Origin of the sequence: Paraoerskovia marina (assembly GCF_900105445.1) — a bacterium.
Classification (GTDB): Bacteria; Actinomycetota; Actinomycetes; order Actinomycetales; family Cellulomonadaceae; genus Paraoerskovia; species Paraoerskovia marina.
This window is the reverse complement of record NZ_LT629776.1, coordinates 2,331,648-2,352,899: the sequence shown is the minus strand read 5'-3', so window position 1 is coordinate 2,352,899 and position 21,252 is coordinate 2,331,648. Positions and strand designations below refer to the sequence as shown.

The following is a 21,252-nucleotide window of genomic DNA, read 5'->3' as shown; positions in this document are numbered from 1 at the left end:
CGAGTAGCGTATTCAGCATGAAACGAAATGGTTTACCAATCGTCGGCTTCGTCATGTTTGTTGGGCTTGCAGTGCTTTTGGGGGCTTGTAGCGAGAGTGAAGGTGCCGTTGACGCCGATGTTGAGCCAGGCGTCAGTGTGACTACTGACGCTGTCGCCGCGGATCCGACGCCCTCGGAGCCGTCAGATCCTGTCGCGGCGCACTGGAGTGAGGTTGCGGCTTTCGTCGAGGCTGTGCATAACGGCGACGTCGATGCCTCTGAGGGCATTGTTGCCGAAGGGAGTCCTGCGGCGGAGTACGTTTCATACATTCGAAACTCGAATCTCGCGCAACAGGCCGCAGGCTTCGATCCCCACTACTACGACGCTGGATATTCGTTCGATCCGGACGAGGACCTGCAGGTGGTCGACATCTCGTTCCGGGACGTCACAGGCGATGGCAGTGAGCCGGCTGACTACACGTGGTCAGACTTTCAGGTGACCGATGCGGGCAAGTTGGAGTCCTGGACTGGAGCGTCAGGAGCTCTCGAAGAGGTTCTCGGGTCGTCCCATGACAGCAAGTCTGCGAAGGGTCAGGTCGTCACGGTAGCGAACTCCTACGAGTCGAACGGAGGGGCCGTCTGGGTCGTGCTCAAGGTTGATTCGACTGTCGATGCGCTCGCCGACTATGCACCCGTATACGTCGGACCGGATGGAGTTGTCCGTCAACCCGTCGCGGCGAACGTCACGGAGATCGTTGCGGACGCTACTTCATACCTGTCGTATGCGTACGACGACGCTGAGTTCGGTGGAAAGTTCAAGTACATGGTGGACTACGACACGCCTGTGACTCTCAGCATCTCGTAGTCGGGGCGCGATCTGGCCGGGGGATTCCGAGGCGCCCGCAGCACGAGACCCCCGGCAGCAGCGCTGCCGGGGGTCTCGTCGTCGGTGCGCGAGGCGGGACTCGAACCCGCACGTCCGAAGACACCAGGACCTAAACCTGGCGCGGCTGCCAATTACGCCACTCGCGCGCGACCGCCCAGCCTACCCAACGCGAGGCGGAGCGGTCTCCGGCCCTCAGGCCGCGTCGATCCCGAGGTCGCGGCGGAGCTTGGCGACGTGGCCCTTGGCGCGCACGTTGTACTGCGCGAGCTCGACGGAGCCGTCCGGCGCCACGACCACGGTGGAGCGGATCACGCCGACCACGGTCTTGCCGTAGTTCTTCTTCTCCCCGTAGGCGCCGTAGGCCTCGAGCACCGTCCGGTCGGGGTCGCTGAGGAGGGGGAACGTCAGCGACTCGTCCGCGGCGAACCGAGCGAGCTTCTCCACGGGATCGGGGGAGACGCCCAGCACCGTGTAGCCGGCGCCCTGGAGCGAGGCGAGGGCGTCGCGGAAGTCGCAGGCCTGCGTCGTGCAGCCCGGCGTCGCGGCTGCCGGGTAGAAGTAGACGACGACGTGGCGGCCACGAAGGTCGGAGAGCGTCACCTCGCCGCCGTCGGCCGTCGCCAGGGTGAAGTCGGGCGCCGTGTCGCCGGCGGCCAGTCGGTCGGTCATGGGTCCTCCAGTGGTTCGCGTGCGGTCCTCGCCGCCTCGGCGGCGTCCCGAGCGAGCCTACGGCCTCCCGCCGGCCTCGCGGACGTGCCCGAGATCGCGTCGTCGAGCCGCTGTTGCCGAGGTCACACCGGCTGCGGGCCGATCTGGTTTTTACCATCGGGGCAGACGCTGCTAATGTTTCTTCTCGCGCGCCATTAGCTCAATTGGCAGAGCAGCTGACTCTTAATCAGCGGGTTCATGGTTCGAGTCCATGATGGCGCACCACCACGAAGGCCCCGGTCACCTCGACCGGGGCCTTCGGCGTTCCCCGTAGGCTTGTCGGGTGCCTGAGCAGAACGACATGCCCCTGACCCGAGACGGCGAACCGCGCTTCCGTCGAGAGACCGTCTCGTTCGTGCGTCGCTCCGACCGGCTCAACACCGGCCAGCAGCGTGCGTGGGACGAGCACCGCGAGGAGTACCTCGTCGACGTGCCCCGGGCGCGGGCGACGACGTCGGTCGACCCGGCGTGGGAGCTCGACGCCGCGGCGGCGTTCGGCCGTGCCGCCCCCCTGGTCGTCGAGGTCGGCTCGGGCAAGGGAGAGGCGGTGCTGGCTGCGGCCCAGGCGGACCCGGGACGGGACTTCCTGGCCCTGGAGGTCTACACGCCCGGTCTCGCGCACACGATCCGGCGCGCGCACCTGGCGAGCCTGTCGAACCTGCGCCTCGCGCAGGTCAACGCTCCCGAGCTGCTCGAGCACTCGCTGGCGCCCTGCAGCGTGGAGGAGGTCTGGACGTTCTTCCCCGACCCCTGGCACAAGGCGCGGCACACCAAGCGCCGGCTCGTCTCGCCGTCGTTCGCGGGGCTCGTCCACCGGGTGCTGCGACCGGGAGGACTGTGGCGGCTCGCGACGGACTGGGCCGACTACGCCGAGCACATGCGGGCCGTGGTCGGTGCCGACGACCGCTTCGAGCCCCTCGGCGTCGACGGGAAGGTCGAGCGGTTCGACGGGCGTGTGCTGACGTCCTTCGAGGAGAAGGCGCACGCCGCGGGTCGCGAGATCACCGACCTGACCTACCGTCGTCGGTAGGTCGCGGCCGGTGAGGGCCGCGGGTGCGTCGGTTGCCGGCGCGGGCGACGATGGAGGCATGGAATCTCAGACGGACGAGTTTGATGTTGTCGTGATCGGCGCGGGCCCGGTCGGGGAGAACGTCGCGGACCGCGCGGCCCGCACGGGACTCTCGGTGGCGGTCGTCGAGTCCGAGCTCGCAGGCGGGGAGTGCTCGTACTGGGCCTGCATGCCGTCGAAGGCGCTCCTGCGGCCCGGTGCCGCCGTCGAGGCGGCGGAGTCCGTCGTGGGCGTCGGGGACGTCCCGGCGCTGGACGTCCGGGCGATCCTCGCGCACCGTGACGAGGTGACCCACGGCTGGGACGACGAGTCGCAGGCCGACTGGATCGCGGACGCCGGGATGACGCTCGTCCGGGGCCACGGACGCATCGTGGCGCCCCGGACGGTCCACGTGACGTCGTCGGCGCTCGCGGAGGTCGACGGCGCGCGCGAGCGCACGCTCGTCGCCCGTCACGCCGTCGTGGTCGCGACCGGCTCAGTACCCGTGCTCCCGCCGGTTCCCGGCCTCGAGACGGCGTCCCCGTGGGGCAGCCGCGAGGCGACCAGCGCCGACGAGGTGCCAGGATCGCTCGTCGTGCTCGGTGGCGGCGTCGTCGGCTCGGAGATGGCGACCGCCTACCGGGACCTCGGCGCCGACGTCACACTTGTCACCCGCTCCGGGCTCCTTGGCGCGATGGAACCCGCGGCCGGCGAGGCCGTGGCCGCGCACCTGCGCGAGATCGGTGTCGACGTCGTCCTCGGTGCCGAGGCCACCGAGGTGGTCCGGCACGACGACGGGTCGGTGACCCTGACCTACCAGAGCGACGGCACGACGTCCTCCGTCACGGCCGACCAGATCCTCGTCGCCTCGGGGCGCGTGCCGCGCACGGGCGACGTCGGCCTGGAGAGCCTTGGGATCGAGGCGCCACGGGGACTCGACGTCGACCCGACCGGGCTGGTCCAGGAGGCCGAGGGGCACTGGCTCTACGGCGTGGGGGACGCCGTCGCCGGGATCACGACGACGCACCAGGGCAAGTACCAGGCGCGGGTGGTCGGCGACGTGATCGCCGCGCGGCACGGCGACGAGGAGCCCGCCTGGGGCGGGCCGGTGCCTGGGCCGGGCGCCGAGCCGGAGCCCTGGACGCGGTACGCGTCGACCTCCGACGTCGTGGCGCAGACCCAGGTCGTCTTCACACGGCCGCAGGTCGCCTCGGTCGGGCTGACCGAGAAGCAGGCCCGGGACGCCGGGATGCGGGTGCGGGCGGTCTCGTTCGCGCTCGAGGACACCGCCGGCGGCTACCTCATGGGCGCCGACTTCGCCGGGACCGCGACGATCGTCGTCGACGAGGACCGGCGGGTGCTGGTGGGGGCGACCTTCGTCGGGCCCGAGGCGGGGGAGATGCTCCACGCCGCGACCGTCGCCGTCGTCGGTGCCGTGCCGGTCGAGCGTCTCTGGCACGCGGTGCCCGCCTACCCCACGGTGAGCGAGGTCTGGCTGCGGCTCCTGGAGACGTACGGGCTCTGACGCACGGGCGGCGACTAGGCTGGTCGTCGTGACCGACGATCAGAACACCACCTCTCGCCCTCGGGTCGCCCTGGCGACCTGCGCCGTCCTGCCGAACCTCGACGCCGACGACGCACCGCTGATCCCCGCACTGGAGGCACGCGGCATCGACGCGGTCGCCGTCGTGTGGGACGACCCGTCCGTGGACTGGTCGGCGTTCGACGCCGTCGTCGTGCGGTCCGTCTACGACTACTCCGCGCGCCGCGACGAGTTCGTCTCCTGGGCCGCGAGCGTCGGCACGATCATCAACCCCGAGCCGATCCTGCGATGGAACACGGACAAGTACTACCTGCGCGAGCTCGAGTCCGCGGGCCTGTCGATCATCCCGACCCTCTGGCTCGACCCCGCGCGCAAGCTCAGCGCGCAAGCCATCCACACCCGGATGCCCGCCCAGGGAGACTTCGTCATCAAGCCCGTCGTGAGCGCGGGCGCCCAGGACACCGGCCGGTACCTCGCCGGCGAGGCGCCCTCCCGGGGGCTCGCGATCGCGCACGTCAAGCGCCTGCTGGCCGACGGCCGCCACGTCATGGTGCAGCCGTACGTCAAGAGCGTCGACACCGCGGGGGAGGCCCGTCTCGTCTTCTTCGAGGGTGAGTTCGCCTACGCCGTCACGACCAGCACCCGGCTGACGGGGCCGCACCAGCCCACGCGCGGCCTCTACCGGCGCGAGATCGTCCGGTCCCACGAGCCCACGCAGGCGCAGCTCGACGTCGCCCGCAGGGCCCTCGACGTCGTCACGGACGCCGTCTCCGACGCCGGGATGCCGCTGTACGCACGGGTGGACCTCGTCTGGGGCGAGGACGGCGACCCGATGATCATCGAGGTCGAGCTCACCGAGCCGTCCCTGTTCATGTCGACCTTCGACGGCGCCGTGGACCGCTTCGCCGACGCGATCGCCGCGCAGGTCTGACCGAAGGAACGACGAAGGCCGCCCCGCGCGATGCGGGGCGGCCTTCGTGCTGGGGTGAGTAACGGGACTTGAACCCGCGACCCCCTGGACCACAACCAGGTGCTCTACCAGCTGAGCTATACCCACCAGGGGACGCTGCGACGTCGTTCCTCTGCGAGGAAAACGGCGTGGCGACCGTCGAAAAGTGTACCTGGTCCCGGCGGTCGGTTACGACTCCGTCGGGCCGTTCGGACCGATCGCGTGCGTGACGCTCGTCTCCTTGACCTTCTCGGCCGCGGCACGGGCCGTCTTCGTGTCCGGTCCGGGCTGCGGGACGAGCAGGATCTCGCGGTAGTACCGGAGCTCGTCGATCGAGTCGAGGATGTCGCCGAGAGCGCGGTGGCCGCCCGTCTTCTCCGGCGACGCGAAGTAGACGCGCGGGTACCAGCGGCGGGCGAGCTCCTTGATCGAGGAGACGTCGACGATCCGGTAGTGCAGGTGCTCGACGAGCTCGGGCATCGCGCGCTCGAGGAAGCCCTTGTCGGTGCCGACGGAGTTCCCGGCGAGCGGAGCCTTGCCCGCCTCGGGCACCCATGCGCGGATGTACTCAAGGACCTGCGCCTGGGCGTCCTCGATCGTCGTTCCGGCCTCGAGCTCGGTGATCAGACCCGAGGTGGTGTGCATCTCGCGCACGAAGTCGTTCATCTGGTCGAGCGCGGCGTCCGGCGGGCGGATGACGACGTCCACCCCCTCGCCGAGCACGTTCAGCTCGGAGTCCGTCACGACGGCGGCGACCTCGACGAGGACGTCGGCGTCCAGGTCGAGTCCCGTCATCTCGCAGTCGATCCAGACGATCCGGTCATTGGCGTTCGATGTCACAGGGCTCACCCCCACACACTAGGGCGTCTCGCCTGCGCGTCGCACCGTCCGCACCTACGCTCACGTCATGCAGTCGACCGAACAACCGCCCGTCTGGCGGACCGTGTGGCCGGGAGCGCTCCTCATCCTCCTCGGGACGGCGGGATTCTTCGGGCTCCTCGACGCCGTCACCGAGCAGGATGACCTCTTCGTGGTCGACTCGCCGGTGCTCGAGTGGCTCGCCGAGAACCGGACGCCGGCGATGACCGACGTGATGACCGTCGTCACGAACGCCTTCGGGCCGCTGGTCCTGCCGATCGTCGTGCTGGCCGTCTCGCTGCTGTACGCGTGGCGGACCGGGAGCTGGTGGGACCCCGCGATGCTGACCGGCGCGATGATCCTGGCCAGCGGCCTCTCCGTCGTCCTGAAGCTCCTCGTCGGCCGCCCGCGGCCGCCGGACGAGTACATGTCGGTCCCGGGCTTCGAGACCTCGTTCTCGTTCCCGTCCGGCCACACGATCGGGGCGTCGACGCTGGTGCTCGTCGCGGGGTACCTGATCTGGCACCGCCGTCACGGCGGGGTGCGCCTGGCGCTCTGGGCCGTGGCCAGCGTCGTGATCATCGGGCTCGTGGGCGGCAGCCGGCTGTACCTGGGGTATCACTTCGTCACCGACGTCCTCGCCGGGATCTGCGTCTCCGTCGTCGTGCTCGGGGTGGTGGTGATCGTGACACGGCTCCACGACCGTGCCCAGGCCGCCGACGTCAGTCCGCCCGACCCCGGGCAGCCAGGGCCTCGCTGACGGCGTCCGCGCGCCGCAGCGCCCCGACGACGACCGGGACCGCGTAGGCCCGGACGTCACGGCGCCCGCGGGCTCGTTGGGCGTCCTGGACCCGGCGAGAGACGTCGGCGAGCACAGGGATGCCCCGGATGGCGAGGGACAGGACGAGCGCCACCCGGGCAGGGTCGACGCCGACCCCGCGCAACGGGTGCGCGGCCCGCTCGATCGTCGCCAGGAGGTCGCCGGTCCGCGTGGTGAGCGTGACCAGGCCGGCGAGCGCCACGAGGACGACCACCCGCAGTGCGACCACCGCCGCGGGCTCGAGACCGACCATCCAGATCTGCGCCCCGAAGAGGATCGCCACGAGCAGGGCGACGGGACGGACCTGCTCCCAGGCGAGCCGCGGCGAGATCCGGGCCGCCGCGAAGCCGGCGGCGACGAGCCCGAGGGCCATGAGCACTCCCGGGAGCGAGTCCACGAGGATCAGGCCGAGCGAGCCCGCCGCGAGGGCGGCGAGCTTGGCTCCGGCGGGGAGGCGGTGCAGGGCGGACGGGCCCCGGGTCACGACATCAGCCGTCGGTAGTGGTCGAGCGCGGGGCCGGGTTCGTCGTCCGCGACCACGCGTCCCTCGTCGACGACGAGGACGCGGTCCGTGCCCGCCACGACGTCGAGGTCGTGGCTGACGAGGACGAGCTGTTGCGGCAGCGCCAGCAGCCGTGCCGCGATCTCGCGGGTGTTGCGCAGGTCCAGGAGCGTGGTCGGCTCGTCCGCGACGACGACGCGGGGCTCGGTCACGAGCACCGAGGTCAGGGCGAGCAACTGCTTCTGGCCGCCGGAGAGCAGGTGCGCCGGGTGCTCGGCGTGCTCGGCGAGCCCCACCGTCGTCAGGGCCTCGGCGACCCGTCGTGCACGCTCGGCGCGGGGCAGGGTCCGGGGCAGCGAGTATTCGACGTCCTCCGCCACGGTGGGCATCAGGATCTGCGCGTCGGGGTCGGTGAAGACGAAGCCGACGCGGCGCCGCACCGCCGGGCCGGAGCGCGCGGTGTCGAGCCCGTCCACGCTGACGCGGCCGCGGGTCGGGAGCACGAGGCCGTTGAGCAGGCGTGCGAGCGTCGACTTGCCCGAGCCGTTCGCCCCGACGAGCCCGATCCGGTGCTCGGTCAGGCGCAGGTCGACGCCGCGGAGGACGTCGCGGTCGCCGAGCCGGACGTGGACGTCGTCGAGGACGATCCCGCTGCTCATGCGAGCACCGACAGCTCGGGGACGTCGTCCTGCACCCAGGCGCTGACGAGCCCGCGGGCGATCTTGCCGTGCACCCGTGGCAAGGACGACACGGCGTACCACCGGGCGGGCCGCTGCACCGGATCGAGCCCGCTCCGGGCCGCGCGGGCGAGCTGGCCGCGCAGCATCGACCCCGGCTCGCACTCGACCACGGCCACGACGACCGATCCGTGCCGGCGGTGGGGCGCCCCCACGACGGCGACGTCCCGGACTCCCGGTACCGGGCGCAGCGCGGCCTCGACGTCCTCGGGGACCACCGTGGCGCCGTTCGTCGTGATCGCGCCCTCGCCGCGGCCGCGGAGCCGCAGAGCCTGGCCGTCGGTTTCGACGAGGTCCCCGACGCTCGCCCAGTCGCCGTCGTGCACGAGCGGTCCGCGGACACCCCGCAGGTATCTGCGGGCCGTCCACGGCGACCGGACCCATGCCTCGGCCAGGTGCGGGGCCCCGACGACCGGCCTCCGGTCGATCTCGACGCCGGGGAACGGGTAGAGCCCGGCACCCGAGTCGACCGCGACGAACGAGAGCTCCGCCGCGCCGTAGTACGCGACCAGCGGGACGCCGTGGGACGCGGCGAGGTCACGGGTCTCGGGGGTGAGGGCCGCACCCCCGACGATCATCCGCGAGACCGACGACGGCGCACCGGCCCCGATCGCCGACAGCAGGTCGTGGGCGACGGACGGGACGGTGTGGACCACGTCGCAGCGGGCCAGCGAGGTGACGGCGTCGGCGGCGGTCGCGGTGAAGCACGCCTCGACGCCGTCCGCCAGGGCGTGCAGCGCCGCGAAGCAGTAGAGCGAGGACGAGACGGGACCCGGGAGCAGGAGGCGGCTCCCCGGGGGCGCGCCCAGGACCGCGGTCACGTGCGCGAACGAGTCCGTCCACGACGCCCGGGTCCGCTCCACGGCACGAGGGCGGCCCGTGGCGCCCGCGCTGAAGCCCGCCCACGGGACGTCGTCGGGCGCCGGGCGGGGCCACGGACCTGCCGCGCCGTCCGCCCGCTCGTCCGCGGCGCGACCGCCGGCGGAGGCGCGTGGCAGGGCGACGTCGACCACGGCGTCGGGCCGGAGGGTCGCAAGCACCTCGGACCGCTGCGCCGGCGGCCAAGCTGCGTCGCACATCAGGCCGGTCCCGCCGGCGAGGTCGACGGCCAGGAGGGCGACCAGGGCGTCGACCGGGTCGGCGAGAGCGACGGCGACGGTTCCGGGCGAGAGGCCGAGAGCCCTGGCTCCGGCCACCACGTCGTCCGCCACCTCGTGGCTCGTGCGGTCGCCCCCCGGCCCGCGGAGCGACGGCCGGGATAGTTCCGCACGCAGGGCGAGCAGCTGGTGGGCGATCGGCACGGGACCTCAGAACCCCCGATGCGTGAGGACGGCGGGGTAGGCGCGCGCCACGCCCACGGTGACGGACGCGGCCAGGACGGCCTTCAGCGCGTCTCCCGGCAGGTAGACGACGTTGGCGAGAGCTGCTGCGGCGAGGTCCATGCCCGTCACGAGCGCGAGGATCGGGATCGCGACGGCGTAGAGCGCACCGATCCCACCGACGAGGCACGCGACGAGGACGGGCCAAAATGCCAGGCGTCCACGGCGACGGACCGAGCGGTCAACCAGCAGCCCGACGACGAACGCGGCCACGACCCAGCCGAGCAGGTATCCGGCCGACGGACTCACGAACACCCCGAGGCCTCCACGTCCGCCGGAGAGCACGGGCAGCCCGACGGCAGCCAGCGCGAGCAGTGTCAGGACGGCGGCCGCCCCGCGACGTGGACCGAGGAGCGCCCCGGCCAGCATGACCGCCAGCGTCTGCAGCGTGACCGGAACCAGGAGTCCGGGGACCGGGATCGTCCCGGCGACCCCGAAGACGGCGATCAGCGCGGCGAAGGTGCCGACCTGGGCCGCGACCGCGGCGGGACGGGTCGGGGCGTGCGCGGTGGACGACGGCGCGGTGGACGTGACTGACTCGGTCATCGAGAGCTCCTTCGGTCGGGCCCGGGACGGGCACGCCCTACTGTTCCGCGACCGCCTCGTCCCGGTCGTCGTGGAGCATGGCCACTCTTTCGGCCGTCCGGGTGGTGGCACTCGACAACCGGCTGGCGACAGTCACCAACACAGGGCCCGCGATCGCGGGGCTCCGTGCACGATCTCTACAAACTAGAACTCTCCGGGCAGCGCCCGGCGTACGACGATCCGGGTCCAGGCGCCGAGGTAGACGTGGTCGCCGTCGAGCAGCTCGTGCTGGCGCCCGACGGGGAGCCGGTGCGTGGGCAGCGGCGAGCCGCGCCGTCGCAGATAGGTCCCGTTCGACGAGCCCAGGTCCTCGACCCACCACCGTCGGCCGTCCGTCGTCAGCCGGCAGTGCGCGCGAGAGACGGCGGTGTCGTGGCCGCACTCGATGTCGGGGGTGACGGGGTTGGGGCCCGACTCGCGGCCGACGGTGAGCGAGGCGGCGCGAGCCGTGACGAGCTCCGGGTCGCCGGGCGCCGGGGGCGTGCCAAGCGCGTGCTGCGAGGCGTGCCACCCGAGGTCGACGGAACGCTCGACCAGCCACGGCTCGGCGGTCGGCGGGGACGGGGCCGTCGGAGCCGTCATCTGCTGGCGGTACGTGGGGGTCGAGGACGTCGCCGGGCGAACCCGGGCGGAGGCGACGCTGCCGGTGACAGGGACCGACGGAGACCGGGAGGCGTTCTGCAACGGCGTGCCGCAGGCCTCGCAGAACGCGGCACGGGGGTCGGACGCCATCCCGCACTGCGTGCACGCGGCAGCGGAAGCGCCCATCCGCTCGATCAACGCCGTGCCGTCCACCGGTGCCCCGCAGACCGAGCACGGGTCGGTGCGGGTGGAGTGTCCGCGGGTGCACAGACGAGTCATCGTCGGCACGCCCCGGGTGGCACAAGCATCACATTCTCCTCGTCGCGAATCGTTGCGTAGAGCCTATCGGACACGGTCACCACCAGGTCCATCGGCGCACCGCGTTCGCCCGGTCGACGAGTGCGGACCGTCGGGCGGGGGAGTCCGACATCGCCGCCGTCCGCCGGTACGTGGCCTCGAGCGCGTCGCGCAGGTCGGCCTCGGTCGCGCGGACCCCGCCGATGTCCACCGACGCGTCCTCCCCGTGCGCCCTGACCTCCTGCAGCGCCGCGTCGAGCACCACGGCCCGCAGCTCGAGCCGTTCGCGCGGGACGAGGGAGAGGACGTCGAGACCGTCGAGGGCGTCGTGGAGGGCGGGAAGTCCACGCCCGGCGCCGACGAGCAGGTGCGCGCGCCGGATCCGGGCCTGGGCGTACGACGCACGGGTCGAGCCGACGCGTTCCAGCGCTGCCAGTGCCGCGTCGACGTCGCCGCGCTCGCGGTAGAGCCGCGCCAGTGCGAAGCACGCGACGGGCGTGTAGTTCGCGTCGGTGTCCGCGCAGATCGAGTACAGACGTTCCGAGACCTCGAGGTCGCCCTGCATCTCGCACGCCGTCGCCAGAGCGAGCTTGGGAGCGAGCTCCCCGGGAACCTGCCCGTAGACGGCGTTGAACGCCGCGCAGGCGGCCGAGCCGTCCCCGTCGATCAGGTGGGTCAGGCCCTCGATCCAGAGCGCCCGCCAGTCCCAGGGGTCGAGCGCGAGGACGGCGGCGGTCGACTCCCGGGCGCGGGTCGTCTCGCCGATCTCGGCGTCGGTGCGGGCGCGGTGCAGGTGGACCTCGGGCGACTCGGTCGGAGCGCTGGCGAGGACCTGCAGGCGCGCCGCGGGGTCCAGCGACTCGACGCCCGCGAGCCAGGCCGTCGACGGGTCGGTCTCGTCGACCTGGAGGTAGGGCAGCTCGGCGGCGTGCAGCGGGCGGTCGGGCGCGTCGTAGATCGGCACCACGAAGTGCACCGAGGCCGTCGACCGCGGCTCGGGCTTCTCCGCGTCGGTCGCGACGACCTCGCGCAGTACGCCGACGAGCTGGGAGCGCAGTTCGTCGACCGAGGCGAACCGGTCGAGCGGCTCAGCGGCGCACGCCTTCTGGAGCAACCGGTAGAACGAGTCGTACCGCTCGAACTCCGGGACGAGGACGACCGGTGGGAGGTGGACGCTGTACGTCGTCGTGGGATCGGGGATGCGCGTGCACATCCGCAGCAGGGTGCGCCCGATCGTGAAGATGTCCGACGCGACCGACGGGCCCAGCGCCGCGATCTCCGGCGCCTGGTAGCCGACGGTCCCGTAGATGAGGCTCGTGGCGTCGTCGGCCCGCCGTACCCCACCGAGGTCGATCAGCTTGACGACGTCGCCCTGCTGGATCACGTTGTCCGGCTTGAAGTCGCAGAACAGCAGGCCTGCGTCGTGCAGGTAGGAGAAGGCCGGCAGGACGTCGAGGATGTACGCGATCGCCTGGTCCACCGGGATCGGCTGCTTCGAGGTGCGGATCCGGCTGTCGAGGATGTCCCGCAGCGACGAGCCGCCCGCGTACTCCATCACGGTGTAGCCGACCTCGTCGTGCATCACGAAGTTGAAGATCTCGACGATGGACGGGTGGGACACCTCGGCCAGGAACTGCCGCTCGGAGATCGCTACCGCCTGGGCCTCCGCGTCACCGGTGTTGAGGAGGCCCTTGAGCACGACCCAACGGCCCGAGACGTTGAGGTCGCGGCCCAGATAGACCCATCCGAGGCCCCCGTGCGCAAGGCAGCCGGCCACCTCGTACTGGCCTGCCAGGACGTCGCCCGGGCGGAGCCGTGGGGTGAAGTCGAACGCCGCACCGCAGGACGGACAGAAGCCTCGTTCGCGGCCAGTCTCGCCGTTCGCCGCGCGTCCGACGGGACGACCGCAGGCGCCGCAGTGGCGTCGGTCCTCCGGGACGCGGGGCGAGTCCCAGATCAGTCGACGAGGGTCGGTGACCGGGGCGGGCGGCACGCTGGTGACCCCTGCGCCGAGCCGCTCCACGCGGAGCCGCAGCGAGTCGGTGCCTCGGCGTCCGGTCGAGCGCTCGGAGCCCCGGGTGCGCGACGAGCCGACAGGGGCGACGGCGAGGCTCGAGGAGGACGACCGGGGTCCCGGGTCCGAGGCGAGGTCGGGCTCACGGGCGTCCGGGACCCACGAGACCTGGTGCGTCGCGTCGGCGCCCTGCGGCGGGAGCAGCGCGTGGGTGCGCTCGTCACTCATGGTGCCCTCCCGTAGACCGGCGTCGGGGCCGAGTCCAGCGGACCCAGCGTCGACGCGAACCACGTCTCGTAGGACGACATCCAGGACCCGTCGGCGACGCGCTCCTCGAGGACCGCGTTGATGGTCTCGACCAGGTCGACCTCGTCACGGTGCGTGGCGACTCCGTACGGCTCGGCGCTCATCGGCGGGCCGACGACCTTGGCGTGCGGGTCCTGGACGGCCAGACCCGCGAGGACCGTGTCGTCCGCGGAGATCGCGTCGACGGTGCGCTGCTGGAACTTCACGAGACAGTCGGTGTGCGTGCGGCCCGGGACGATCGTGATCCCGGGGATGGCGTCGAGCGCCTCGATCGTCGTCGTCTGGGCTGCCGCGCAGACGGTCCGGCCCTCGAGGTCGCCGACGCCGTCGATCTCGTCGTCCCGGTCCACGAGGAGTCGTTGGCTGGAGTGCAGGTACTCCGCGGAGAAGGCCACCCGCTCCCAGCGGTTGCACGTGATCGTGTACGCCCGGGCGACGATGTCGACGTCGTCCGCCTCGAGCGCCGAGGCCCGTTGCCGGGCCTCGAGAACGACGAACTCGAGGGCGTCCGGGTCGCCGATCACGGCCTCCGCGATCCAGGAGGCGACGTCGACGTCGAAGCCCACGATCTCGCGCGTGAACGGGTCGCGGGACGAGAGATTGACCGAGTCGGAGGAGACGCCGACGCGGAGATGACCCCGGTCCCGGATCTCCGCCATCGTGGATCCCGGTGCGAAGTCCTCGGGTTCGGGAACCTCGCCCACGGGCGCGTACGACGCCGTCGGGTCCTCGCAGGCCTCGCCCGGTTCGGCGCTGTCCTCGTTCGGTGCGGTCGAGTCGGCCGTCGGTGCGGGCGGCAGAGGTTCGAGCGGCGAGTCGACCGCACCGCCGTCGGCCGTGCCCGTGCCAGTGCAGCCGGTCAGCAGCGCGAGCCCGATCAGGACGGACACCGTGGACCGCAGCCTCCTGCGTGCCCGCCTCATCGGTACTCGTCCAGACGTCGGGCCAGACCCCACCAGACACCCGCGGCCCCGACCGTCAGGCCGACGGCGGCGACGGTCGACGCGAGCGACGTCATGTCCTCGGCGGCAGCGAACTCCTCGTCGGCTCGTGCCGTCGCGGCGCGGACCTCCGTCTCGGCCGCGTTGCGGAACTGGGAGAACGACGCGTTCGCGCTCGAGTGGCTCTGGTCGGTGGACATGTCGACGGCGCCGGACCAGTCGCCCGCGTCGTCCAGCGCGCGGATCTCGTCGTGCCGCTGGTTCCACGTCGTCAGGTTCGCCTTGGCGGTGCCGCCGACGCCACCGTGCTCGTTGGCGGTCTGGATCTGGCCGTACGCGCGGTCGAGCGCGAGCTCGACCGCCTGCTCCCGCTCGTTCCCCGATCCCTGCTGGATCAGGCCCAGACTCTCGTTCGACTTGGCCGTGTTGGCCGACGCCTGGGCGCCCGACATCAGCGTGGCGACCGAGTACGGGCCGTCGCGTGCCTCGAGTGCCGTGGTCCGCGCGTCCTCGATCAGGAGGATCGTCACGGTCCCGGAGGCGAAGACCACGAGGGTGGCGAGGGCCATCCCGGGATTCACGAGACGGTGCGTGCGGACGGCGAGCCAGACCTGCACACCGAGGAGCACGGCGAGGACGACCAGGAACGGGACCGCGACGGCGTTGGCCACGCCGGTGCCGTCGATCGCGCTGCGGACCCGGTAGTCGCCCCGGGAGATCAGGGTCGCGAGGTCGGGGCGAATGTCCTCGCGCATGAGCGTCGAGGCGTTGGACAGGTACGCGGCGCCGACCGCGAGACCGTGGCGGTTGTTCGCCTGTGCCTGCGCGGCGAGGTTGTTGTACGTCGACAGGTCCACGTTGATCTGGCTGAGGTACGCGGCGTCCCCGCTCGAACCCGTCCGCGCCAGCTGCGGGAGCATCGACGACGCGGTGTCCATCTCCGCGGCGAACTGCGCCAGGGTGTCGACCTCGTCACGCCCGGCGGCAAGGAACGCGTTCGTCGCGTACGCGTCGGCGCTCGCGAGCGCCGTGCTCGTAGCCTGGATGTCGCCGAGCCTCGACGCCTCCTCGCCCGCGGTCCGCAGTGCGGACTCCTGCGACCGTGCGACGCCGGAGACGACGACACCTGCCGTGGCGACGACGACGAGGCAGAGGACGAGGAGCGCGCGAATGAGCCCCGGGGTGCCGGCCAGCGCCGCTGCGACCGTTCCCGTCCGGCTCGCGGGACGGTGCACGCCCCACCGCGCCTGTTGCGCCATCGACGCTCCTGTCCGTCCGTGGTCAAGTGCCCCGAACAGGACTCGAACCTGCAACCTACGGATTAGAAGGCCGTTGCTCTATCCATTGAGCTATCGGGGCGCGGGGACCATCTTAGGGGGGTTCGGGCAAATCGATCGGGTCACGCTACGGCGCGCATCTTTTGCGTCTTCACCTCACCACGTCAGGATGAGCAGGTGACCAGCCGAGACGTAGCCCCCAGCGGGACAGACAACGAGGCGTCCTCCCGGCGGCTCGAGACGACGGTCCACGACGTCGCCAAGGACCTGCGCCGTGTGACGGCGAGCACCACGTTCCCCCTCGACCTGCCCGGCTCCGCGGACGCCGCCGCCTCCCGCGACCGGCTCGTGGTCCAGCTGGACGAGCACCTCCTCCCGCGGTTGAAGGAGCTCTCGTCCCCGGCGATCGTGGTGATCGCGGGTTCGACGGGCGCCGGCAAGTCGACGCTCTACAACTCGTTGCTGGGCGAGGAGGTCTCCGCGGCGGGGGTGCTGCGTCCGACGACACGCCGCCCGGTGCTCTCGCACCACCCGCTCGACGAGGACGTCCTCGTCACAGGACCGGCGACACGGTCGTCCCGGCTCGTCGCCCACGACGCCGTCCCGCGCGGGGTCGCGCTCCTGGACGCCCCGGACCTCGACTCGCTCGCCTCGGAGAACCGGGAGATCGCCGGCCAGCTGCTCGAGGCTGCCGACCTGTGGCTCTTCGTCACGACGGCGTCCCGCTACGGGGACGCGCTGCCGTGGAAGACGCTCGGCCGGGCGCGGGAGCGGGGGGCGAGCGTCGCCGTCGTGCTCAACAGGGTCTCCCGGCAGAACCTCGGAACGATCCGTGCGGACCTGCTGCAGCGACTCCGGGACCACGGGATGGAGAAGGTCCCGCTCTTCGTCGTCCCCGACGTCGGTCCCCACGAGGGGCTCCTGGAGCCGGAGGCCGTCGCACCGATCTCTCGGTGGTTGGCGATGCTCGGCGGCCCCGACCGTTCCCGGTCCGTCATCGTCCGTACGCTCAAGGGCTCGCTCGCCGCGCTGCCGGCCTGGGTGACCATGCTCACCGACGCCGTCGACGCGCAGGTCGCCGCCGCCGACACCCTGAGGGCCGACGTCGACGGTGTCGTCCCCGAGGTGCAGGACATGGCCCGCACGGCCATCACCGGCGGCGTCGTCGCGCGCGGTCCGGTCAGCTCCGCCTGGTCCCAGGGAGTCTCGGGCTCCCGGGTGGACGGCGTGAAGGTCAAGGCAGGCACGGCCCGCAGCAGCCGGCGCCGCGGACGAGCGCGCGAGGACGCTCTGGACAGCGTGCGCGACAGCGTGGAGCGCGCCGTGCGCCGCAGTCTCGTGGCCGCGGGGACGACCGCCCACGACGCGATCGCGGACCGCCTCGGCGGACCCGACGCGTCGCCCGGTGCGACCACCCTTGCTCCGCTCCTCGACGACGCGCCGTCCCGCGAGGCGCGCGACCGCCGCGCGGACGACGCCACGCGGTCGTGGCTCGACGAGGGCGACGCGGTCGTCGACGCGCTGCTCGCGGGCGGCGCCAGGACCGAGGAGGCCGCGGCGCGGGCGCTCGGACGACGAGGACTGTCGACCGTCCTGCTCACGGCCGCGATCGGCAGCGACGACGCCCTGCGTCTCGCCGACCGGGTGCTCGACGGCGGCCACGACGAGCCGGTCGGCGCGCTCCGTGAGGCGCTCGTCCGGCGCGCGGCCGAGATCATCGACGCCGAGGCGGCTCCTCTCCGCGAGGCGCTCGACGTCCCAGACCTGCACGACGACGCGTCGGTCGCGCTCAGCGTCCGGCTCGCTGAGCTGAGGAGACTCGTATGACGTCGCACGATCGCGACCTGCGTGAGCGGACCGACCAGCTCCAGGAGGCCGTCGACCTCGCGGGGGTGCGCCTCGACCCGGCCGTGGCGACGCCCGTGCGCCAGGCGATCGCCGGGGTCCGTGAACGGCTCTCGCTCGGGGTCGACCACACCGTCGTCGCACTGGCGGGCGGCACCGGCTCGGGGAAGTCGAGCCTCTTCAACCGGCTCTCCCGCCTCGACTTCGCCGACGTGGGGATCAAGCGCCCGACGACGGCCCAGATCACCGCCTGCTCGTGGAGCACCCGGTCCGGTCGCCTGCTCGACTGGCTCGAGGTCATCCCCGAGCGCCGGATCGCGCGCGGGGACGAGCTCGACGCCGCCGACGAGCAGGCGCTCGCGGGCCTGATCCTGCTGGACCTGCCGGACCACGACTCGATCGAGGCCGCGCACCGCGCCGTCGTCGACCGGGTCCTGCCCTTCGTCGACCTGCTGATCTGGGTCGTGGACCCGCAGAAGTACGCCGACGACAGCCTGCACAGCGACTACCTGAGGCAGTCGGTCGGGTACGAGGCGTCCATGGTGGTCGCCGTGAACCAGATCGACACCGTCCCGACGGGCCAGCGTGAGAACCTCGTCGCCGACATGGAGTCCCTCCTGCGCGACGACGGGCTCGACGGTGTGCACGTCGCGACGGTCTCGGCCGCGACCGGCGAGGGCATCTCGCACCTGGTCGACGTCCTGGAGGAGGCCGTCGCCCGGCGGAGCGTCGCGGCCGGGCGCGTGGCGGGCGAGCTGGACTCGGCCGCCGCGCTGCTGCTCTCGCAGACCCCAGAGGAGGCGCCGTGGAGCGTCGAGGACGCGGTGACGTCCGAGTGCGACGCCCTGGCTGACGCCGTGGGTCTCGAGCCGGTGGCCGCGCAGGTCTCGTCCGGCGTGATGAACGGCTACGGCCGCCCCCGGTTCGACACCCCGCAGCTCGACGCGGTCGCGCTGTCGCGGAGCCGCTGGCTCTCCCGGTCGGGCAAGTCCCTGCGGTCGGGCTGGCGCACGGCCCTGAACGACGAGGTCAGTGCCACACCGGTCGTCGCCGAGCGGCTGGTCGAGGGGCTGGAGCGGGTCGACCTCGACACCCGCGGACCGCGGTCGGCAGGAGGGGTCCGGGTCGCGTGGATGACATCGTTGGCGCTCGCGGTCGTGGCGGGTGTGCTGGCTGCGCTCGGAGCGCTCGGCGTCGTCTCGTTCGACACGTCGCTCGTCACCACCCTCGGCGCGGTGGCTGTCGTCCTGCTCGTCGTCGGTCTCGTCCTCGTCGTCGTCGGGGCGGTCGTCCGACGCCGTCTGGCGCGGCGACGGCGCGACGAGGTGCTCGCCGCCGGCCGGTCCGTCGTCGAGGCCGTGGTCCAGCGCAGCTTCGTCGAACCGACACAGGCCGTGCTGGGGGAGTACCGCCGGGTCCGGCTGCTCGCCGAGGCGGCGCGGGAGGCGGAGCGGCTTGCGCCCGTCACCGGGGCGCTACGTCTGCCCACAGCCTCGGAGATTGCGGCCCGGTCCACAGGTTCCGGCTCGAGCCCGGCGGAGACCGGCGAGCATCACTGACCGTAGGGCAAGCGCGGGCGCACGGCCCGTGCCGAACCTACGGAGGAACCATGGACGTCAACGTCACGCTCGCCGGATTCGTCGGGACCACCCCGAGGCTCTTCACCTCGCAGAACGGCACGCCGTTCACCAGCTTCCGGGTCGCCAGCACCAAGCGCTACCTCGACCGCTCGAGCAACGCGTGGGTCGACGGCAAGACGATCTGGTTCACCGTCAAGGCCTGGCGACAGCCGGCGACGAACGTGGCCGAGTCGGTCCGCAAGGGGGACGCCGTCGTCGTGACGGGACGGCTCGCGGTCGACGAGTGGACCGCCGACGACGGCCCCCGCACCGACCTCGTGGTCGAGGCGACCGCGCTCGGGCCGGACCTGACGCGAGGAACGGCCCGGTTCGCGCACACGGTCGCCCGCCGGGACGAGCGGGCGACCGACGCCGCGGCAGGCGAGGTCGGGGACCCGGCGCCCGACGTCGAGGACTCGGCCGCGGAGGGTGAGCCGGAGGCGGAGGAGGCGCGGTCGGACGACGCGGCGTACGCGATGAGCGCGTAGGCTGAGACGCTGACGACGCCCGCCCTTCGTGAGGGTGCGGGCGGGTGGTCCGGCACCGGGTCCTGACGCCGGGCGGGCCGCGAATCCCACGATCGACCGAACGGTGGAACAGAGCCAGTGGCTGAGTTCATCTACTCCATGTACAAGGCGCGCAAGGCGCACGGTGACAAGGTCATCCTTGACGACGTCACCCTGAACTTCCTACCCGGCGCCAAGATCGGCGTCGTCGGCCCCAACGGTGCCGGGAAGTCGACGATCCTCAAGATCATGGCGGGCATCGAGCAGCCGTCGAACGGTGAGGCGCGGCTGTCGCCGGGCTACACCGTCGGGATCCTCATGCAGGAGCCGGAGCTCGACGAGTCCAAGACGGTCCTCGGCAACGTCGAGGACGGAGTCGCGGAGATCAAGGGCAAGCTCGACCGGTTCAACGAGATCTCGGCGCTCATGGCCGAGCCGGACGCCGACTTCGACGCGCTCATGGCCGAGATGGGCAACCTGCAGGAGGCCATCGACGCCGCGGACGCGTGGGACCTCGACTCCCAGCTCGAGCAGGCCATGGACGCCCTGCGCTGCCCGCCGCCGGACGCCGACGTGTCGGTCCTCTCCGGTGGTGAGCGCCGCCGCGTCGCGCTCTGCAAGCTCCTCCTCGAGAAGCCCGACCTGCTGCTCCTCGACGAGCCCACGAACCACCTCGACGCCGAGTCGGTGCTGTGGCTCGAGCAGCATCTCGCCAACTACCCCGGCGCGATCCTCGCCGTCACCCACGACCGGTACTTCCTCGACAACGTCGCGGAGTGGATCTGCGAGGTCGACCGTGGGCGCCTCTACCCGTACGAGGGCAACTACTCGACGTACCTGGAGAAGAAGCAGGAGCGTCTGAAGGTCCAGGGCAAGAAGGACGCCAAGCTCTCCAAGCGCCTCAAGGAAGAGCTCGAGTGGGTCCGCCAGAACGCGAAGGGGCGTCAGACCAAGTCCAAGTCGCGCCTGGCGCGCTACGAGGAGATGGCCGCCGAGGCCGAGCGCACCCGGAAGCTGGACTTCGAGGAGATCCAGATCCCGCCGGGCCCGCGTCTGGGGTCGATCGTCCTGGAGGCCAGCGACCTGCAGAAGGGCTTCGACGGGCGCGTGCTCATCGACGGACTCTCGTTCACGCTCCCGCGCAACGGCATCGTCGGCGTGATCGGACCGAACGGTGTCGGCAAGACGACGCTGTTCAAGTCGATCGTCGGCATGGAGCCTCTCGACGGCGGGGATCTGAAGATCGGCGAGACGGTCTCGATCTCGTACGTCGACCAGTCGCGCGGCGGCATCGACCCGAAGAAGACCCTGTTCGAGGTCGTCTCGGACGGACTCGACTACATCAAGGTCGGTCAGGTCGAGATGCCCTCGCGCGCGTACGTCGCGGCGTTCGGCTTCAAGGGGCCGGACCAGCAGAAGCCGGCCGGGGTCCTCTCCGGCGGTGAGCGCAACCGCCTGAACCTGGCGCTCACGCTGAAGCAGGGCGGCAACCTGCTGCTGCTCGACGAGCCCACGAACGACCTCGACACCGAGACGCTCGGCTCGCTCGAGAACGCACTGCTCGAGTTTCCGGGCTGTGCCGTCGTCGTCTCGCACGACCGGTGGTTCCTCGACCGCGTGGCCACGCACATCCTGGCCTACGAGGGCACCGAGGAGAACCCGGCGAACTGGTACTGGTTCGAGGGGAACTTCGCGTCCTACGAGGAGAACAAGGTGGAGCGTCTCGGCGCCGACGCGGCACGTCCGCACCGCGTGACGTACCGCCGCCTGACGCGCGACTGACCCGCGCGCATGCCGCCCACGTCGCCCGCTGCAGAGCCCCACGGGGCACGCCCTGCTGCGGGCGACGTGCGTCCGGGCGCGTCGCCCG

Annotated in this window: 19 protein-coding genes and 4 tRNA genes; 10 read left to right on the top strand and 13 right to left on the bottom strand. The window is 71.9% G+C overall.

The features are described from left to right. Positions 1-17: 17 nt before the first annotated feature. Positions 18-845: a hypothetical protein gene (locus BLU20_RS10650; RefSeq protein ID WP_155990629.1), complete on the top strand. Its 828-nt coding sequence runs from the start codon at positions 18-20 to the stop codon at positions 843-845. A gap of 85 nt (positions 846-930) precedes the next feature. On the opposite strand, the gene BLU20_RS10645 is transcribed toward BLU20_RS10650, so the two are convergent. After that, a tRNA-Leu gene (locus BLU20_RS10645) sits at positions 931-1,012 on the bottom strand. 46 nt (positions 1,013-1,058) lie between these two features. After that, positions 1,059-1,535, bottom strand: coding sequence for a thioredoxin-dependent thiol peroxidase (gene bcp, locus BLU20_RS10640; protein WP_083372496.1), 477 nt, complete (start codon positions 1,533-1,535; stop codon positions 1,059-1,061). Positions 1,536-1,723: 188 nt separating this feature from the next. On the opposite strand from bcp, the gene BLU20_RS10635 reads away from it, so the two are divergent. The 4 genes from BLU20_RS10635 to BLU20_RS10620 all read left to right on the top strand — a co-directional run bounded on the left by BLU20_RS10635 (position 1,724) and on the right by BLU20_RS10620 (position 5,096). Further along, a tRNA-Lys gene (locus BLU20_RS10635) sits at positions 1,724-1,799 on the top strand. Positions 1,800-1,857: 58 nt separating this feature from the next. Further along, a complete protein-coding gene (gene trmB, locus BLU20_RS10630; protein ID WP_331713054.1) occupies positions 1,858-2,604 on the top strand; it encodes a tRNA (guanosine(46)-N7)-methyltransferase TrmB in 747 nt (248 codons plus the stop codon). 58 nt (positions 2,605-2,662) lie between these two features. After that, positions 2,663-4,147: a dihydrolipoyl dehydrogenase family protein gene (locus BLU20_RS10625; RefSeq protein ID WP_083372494.1), complete on the top strand. Its 1,485-nt coding sequence runs from the start codon at positions 2,663-2,665 to the stop codon at positions 4,145-4,147. 28 nt (positions 4,148-4,175) lie between these two features. Then, on the top strand, positions 4,176-5,096 hold the full coding sequence (locus BLU20_RS10620) for an ATP-grasp domain-containing protein (RefSeq protein WP_083372493.1): 921 nt from the start codon (positions 4,176-4,178) through the stop codon (positions 5,094-5,096). 50 nt (positions 5,097-5,146) lie between these two features. Here BLU20_RS10620 and BLU20_RS10615 read toward each other — a convergent pair. Next, positions 5,147-5,222, bottom strand: a tRNA-His gene (locus BLU20_RS10615). Between the two features lie 81 nt (positions 5,223-5,303). Next, a complete protein-coding gene (gene orn / locus BLU20_RS10610; protein WP_083373034.1) occupies positions 5,304-5,963 on the bottom strand; it encodes an oligoribonuclease in 660 nt (219 codons plus the stop codon). Between the two features lie 58 nt (positions 5,964-6,021). On the opposite strand from orn, the gene BLU20_RS10605 reads away from it, so the two are divergent. After that, on the top strand, positions 6,022-6,732 hold the full coding sequence (locus tag BLU20_RS10605; RefSeq protein ID WP_083372492.1) for a phosphatase PAP2 family protein: 711 nt from the start codon (positions 6,022-6,024) through the stop codon (positions 6,730-6,732). Here BLU20_RS10605 and BLU20_RS10600 read toward each other — a convergent pair. From BLU20_RS10600 to BLU20_RS10560, 9 genes are all read right to left on the bottom strand, one after another. Further along, positions 6,695-7,276 carry an energy-coupling factor transporter transmembrane component T family protein gene (locus tag BLU20_RS10600; protein WP_083372491.1) on the bottom strand — a complete coding sequence of 194 codons (582 nt, stop codon included), beginning with the start codon at positions 7,274-7,276 and terminating at the stop codon, positions 6,695-6,697. The genes BLU20_RS10605 and BLU20_RS10600 overlap by 38 nt on opposite strands. Further along, positions 7,273-7,953 carry an energy-coupling factor ABC transporter ATP-binding protein gene (locus BLU20_RS10595; protein ID WP_083372490.1) on the bottom strand — a complete coding sequence of 227 codons (681 nt, stop codon included), beginning with the start codon at positions 7,951-7,953 and terminating at the stop codon, positions 7,273-7,275. The genes BLU20_RS10600 and BLU20_RS10595 overlap by 4 nt, the downstream gene beginning before the upstream one ends. Then, positions 7,950-9,332, bottom strand: a complete 1,383-nt coding sequence (locus BLU20_RS10590) for an AMP-binding protein (protein ID WP_083372489.1) — start codon at positions 9,330-9,332, stop codon at positions 7,950-7,952. Before BLU20_RS10590 ends, BLU20_RS10595 begins: the two co-directional genes overlap by 4 nt. Before the next feature lie 6 nt (positions 9,333-9,338). Next, positions 9,339-9,956 (bottom strand): biotin transporter BioY, encoded by a 618-nt coding sequence (locus BLU20_RS10585; RefSeq protein WP_083372488.1) that lies wholly within the window; start codon positions 9,954-9,956, stop codon positions 9,339-9,341. A gap of 183 nt (positions 9,957-10,139) precedes the next feature. Next, on the bottom strand, positions 10,140-10,856 hold the full coding sequence (locus tag BLU20_RS10580) for an FHA domain-containing protein (RefSeq protein ID WP_083373033.1): 717 nt from the start codon (positions 10,854-10,856) through the stop codon (positions 10,140-10,142). A gap of 76 nt (positions 10,857-10,932) precedes the next feature. Beyond that, complete coding sequence (locus BLU20_RS10575; protein WP_083372487.1) at positions 10,933-13,116, bottom strand: serine/threonine-protein kinase; 2,184 nt, start codon at positions 13,114-13,116, stop codon at positions 10,933-10,935. Beyond that, positions 13,113-14,117 (bottom strand): glutamate ABC transporter substrate-binding protein, encoded by a 1,005-nt coding sequence (locus BLU20_RS10570; RefSeq protein WP_083372486.1) that lies wholly within the window; start codon positions 14,115-14,117, stop codon positions 13,113-13,115. Before BLU20_RS10570 ends, BLU20_RS10575 begins: the two co-directional genes overlap by 4 nt. Continuing rightward, complete coding sequence (locus tag BLU20_RS10565; protein ID WP_157270436.1) at positions 14,114-15,394, bottom strand: hypothetical protein; 1,281 nt, start codon at positions 15,392-15,394, stop codon at positions 14,114-14,116. Before BLU20_RS10565 ends, BLU20_RS10570 begins: the two co-directional genes overlap by 4 nt. Before the next feature lie 27 nt (positions 15,395-15,421). Then, a tRNA-Arg gene (locus BLU20_RS10560) sits at positions 15,422-15,494 on the bottom strand. Positions 15,495-15,589: 95 nt separating this feature from the next. Here BLU20_RS10560 and BLU20_RS10555 point away from each other — a divergent pair. The 4 genes from BLU20_RS10555 (at position 15,590) to ettA (ending at position 21,164) form a co-directional block, all read left to right on the top strand. Further along, positions 15,590-17,239, top strand: a complete 1,650-nt coding sequence (locus BLU20_RS10555) for a GTPase (RefSeq protein ID WP_083372484.1) — start codon at positions 15,590-15,592, stop codon at positions 17,237-17,239. Continuing rightward, a complete protein-coding gene (locus tag BLU20_RS10550; RefSeq protein ID WP_083372483.1) occupies positions 17,236-18,816 on the top strand; it encodes a GTPase in 1,581 nt (526 codons plus the stop codon). Before BLU20_RS10555 ends, BLU20_RS10550 begins: the two co-directional genes overlap by 4 nt. A gap of 50 nt (positions 18,817-18,866) precedes the next feature. Further along, on the top strand, positions 18,867-19,364 hold the full coding sequence (locus BLU20_RS10545) for a single-stranded DNA-binding protein (RefSeq protein ID WP_083372482.1): 498 nt from the start codon (positions 18,867-18,869) through the stop codon (positions 19,362-19,364). A 117-nt stretch (positions 19,365-19,481) separates the two neighbouring features. Further along, positions 19,482-21,164, top strand: coding sequence for an energy-dependent translational throttle protein EttA (gene ettA / locus BLU20_RS10540; RefSeq protein ID WP_029252479.1), 1,683 nt, complete (start codon positions 19,482-19,484; stop codon positions 21,162-21,164). The last annotated feature ends 88 nt before the right edge of the window (positions 21,165-21,252 follow it).

What these genes read in the sequence shown, in the direction of transcription:
- BLU20_RS10650 (WP_155990629.1), top strand. Translation starts at nt 18, where the DNA reads ATGAAACGAAATGGTTTACCAATCGTCGGCTTCGTCATGTTTGTTGGG.
- bcp (WP_083372496.1), bottom strand. Translation starts at nt 1,535, where the DNA reads ATGACCGACCGACTGGCCGCCGGCGACACGGCGCCCGACTTCACCCTG.
- BLU20_RS10625 (WP_083372494.1), top strand. Translation starts at nt 2,663, where the DNA reads ATGGAATCTCAGACGGACGAGTTTGATGTTGTCGTGATCGGCGCGGGC.
- BLU20_RS10605 (WP_083372492.1), top strand. Translation starts at nt 6,022, where the DNA reads ATGCAGTCGACCGAACAACCGCCCGTCTGGCGGACCGTGTGGCCGGGA.
- BLU20_RS10595 (WP_083372490.1), bottom strand. Translation starts at nt 7,953, where the DNA reads ATGAGCAGCGGGATCGTCCTCGACGACGTCCACGTCCGGCTCGGCGAC.
- BLU20_RS10585 (WP_083372488.1), bottom strand. Translation starts at nt 9,956, where the DNA reads ATGACCGAGTCAGTCACGTCCACCGCGCCGTCGTCCACCGCGCACGCC.
- BLU20_RS10580 (WP_083373033.1), bottom strand. Translation starts at nt 10,856, where the DNA reads ATGACTCGTCTGTGCACCCGCGGACACTCCACCCGCACCGACCCGTGC.
- BLU20_RS10575 (WP_083372487.1), bottom strand. Translation starts at nt 13,116, where the DNA reads ATGAGTGACGAGCGCACCCACGCGCTGCTCCCGCCGCAGGGCGCCGAC.
- BLU20_RS10570 (WP_083372486.1), bottom strand. Translation starts at nt 14,117, where the DNA reads ATGAGGCGGGCACGCAGGAGGCTGCGGTCCACGGTGTCCGTCCTGATC.
- BLU20_RS10565 (WP_157270436.1), bottom strand. Translation starts at nt 15,394, where the DNA reads ATGGCGCAACAGGCGCGGTGGGGCGTGCACCGTCCCGCGAGCCGGACG.
- BLU20_RS10550 (WP_083372483.1), top strand. Translation starts at nt 17,236, where the DNA reads ATGACGTCGCACGATCGCGACCTGCGTGAGCGGACCGACCAGCTCCAG.
- BLU20_RS10545 (WP_083372482.1), top strand. Translation starts at nt 18,867, where the DNA reads ATGGACGTCAACGTCACGCTCGCCGGATTCGTCGGGACCACCCCGAGG.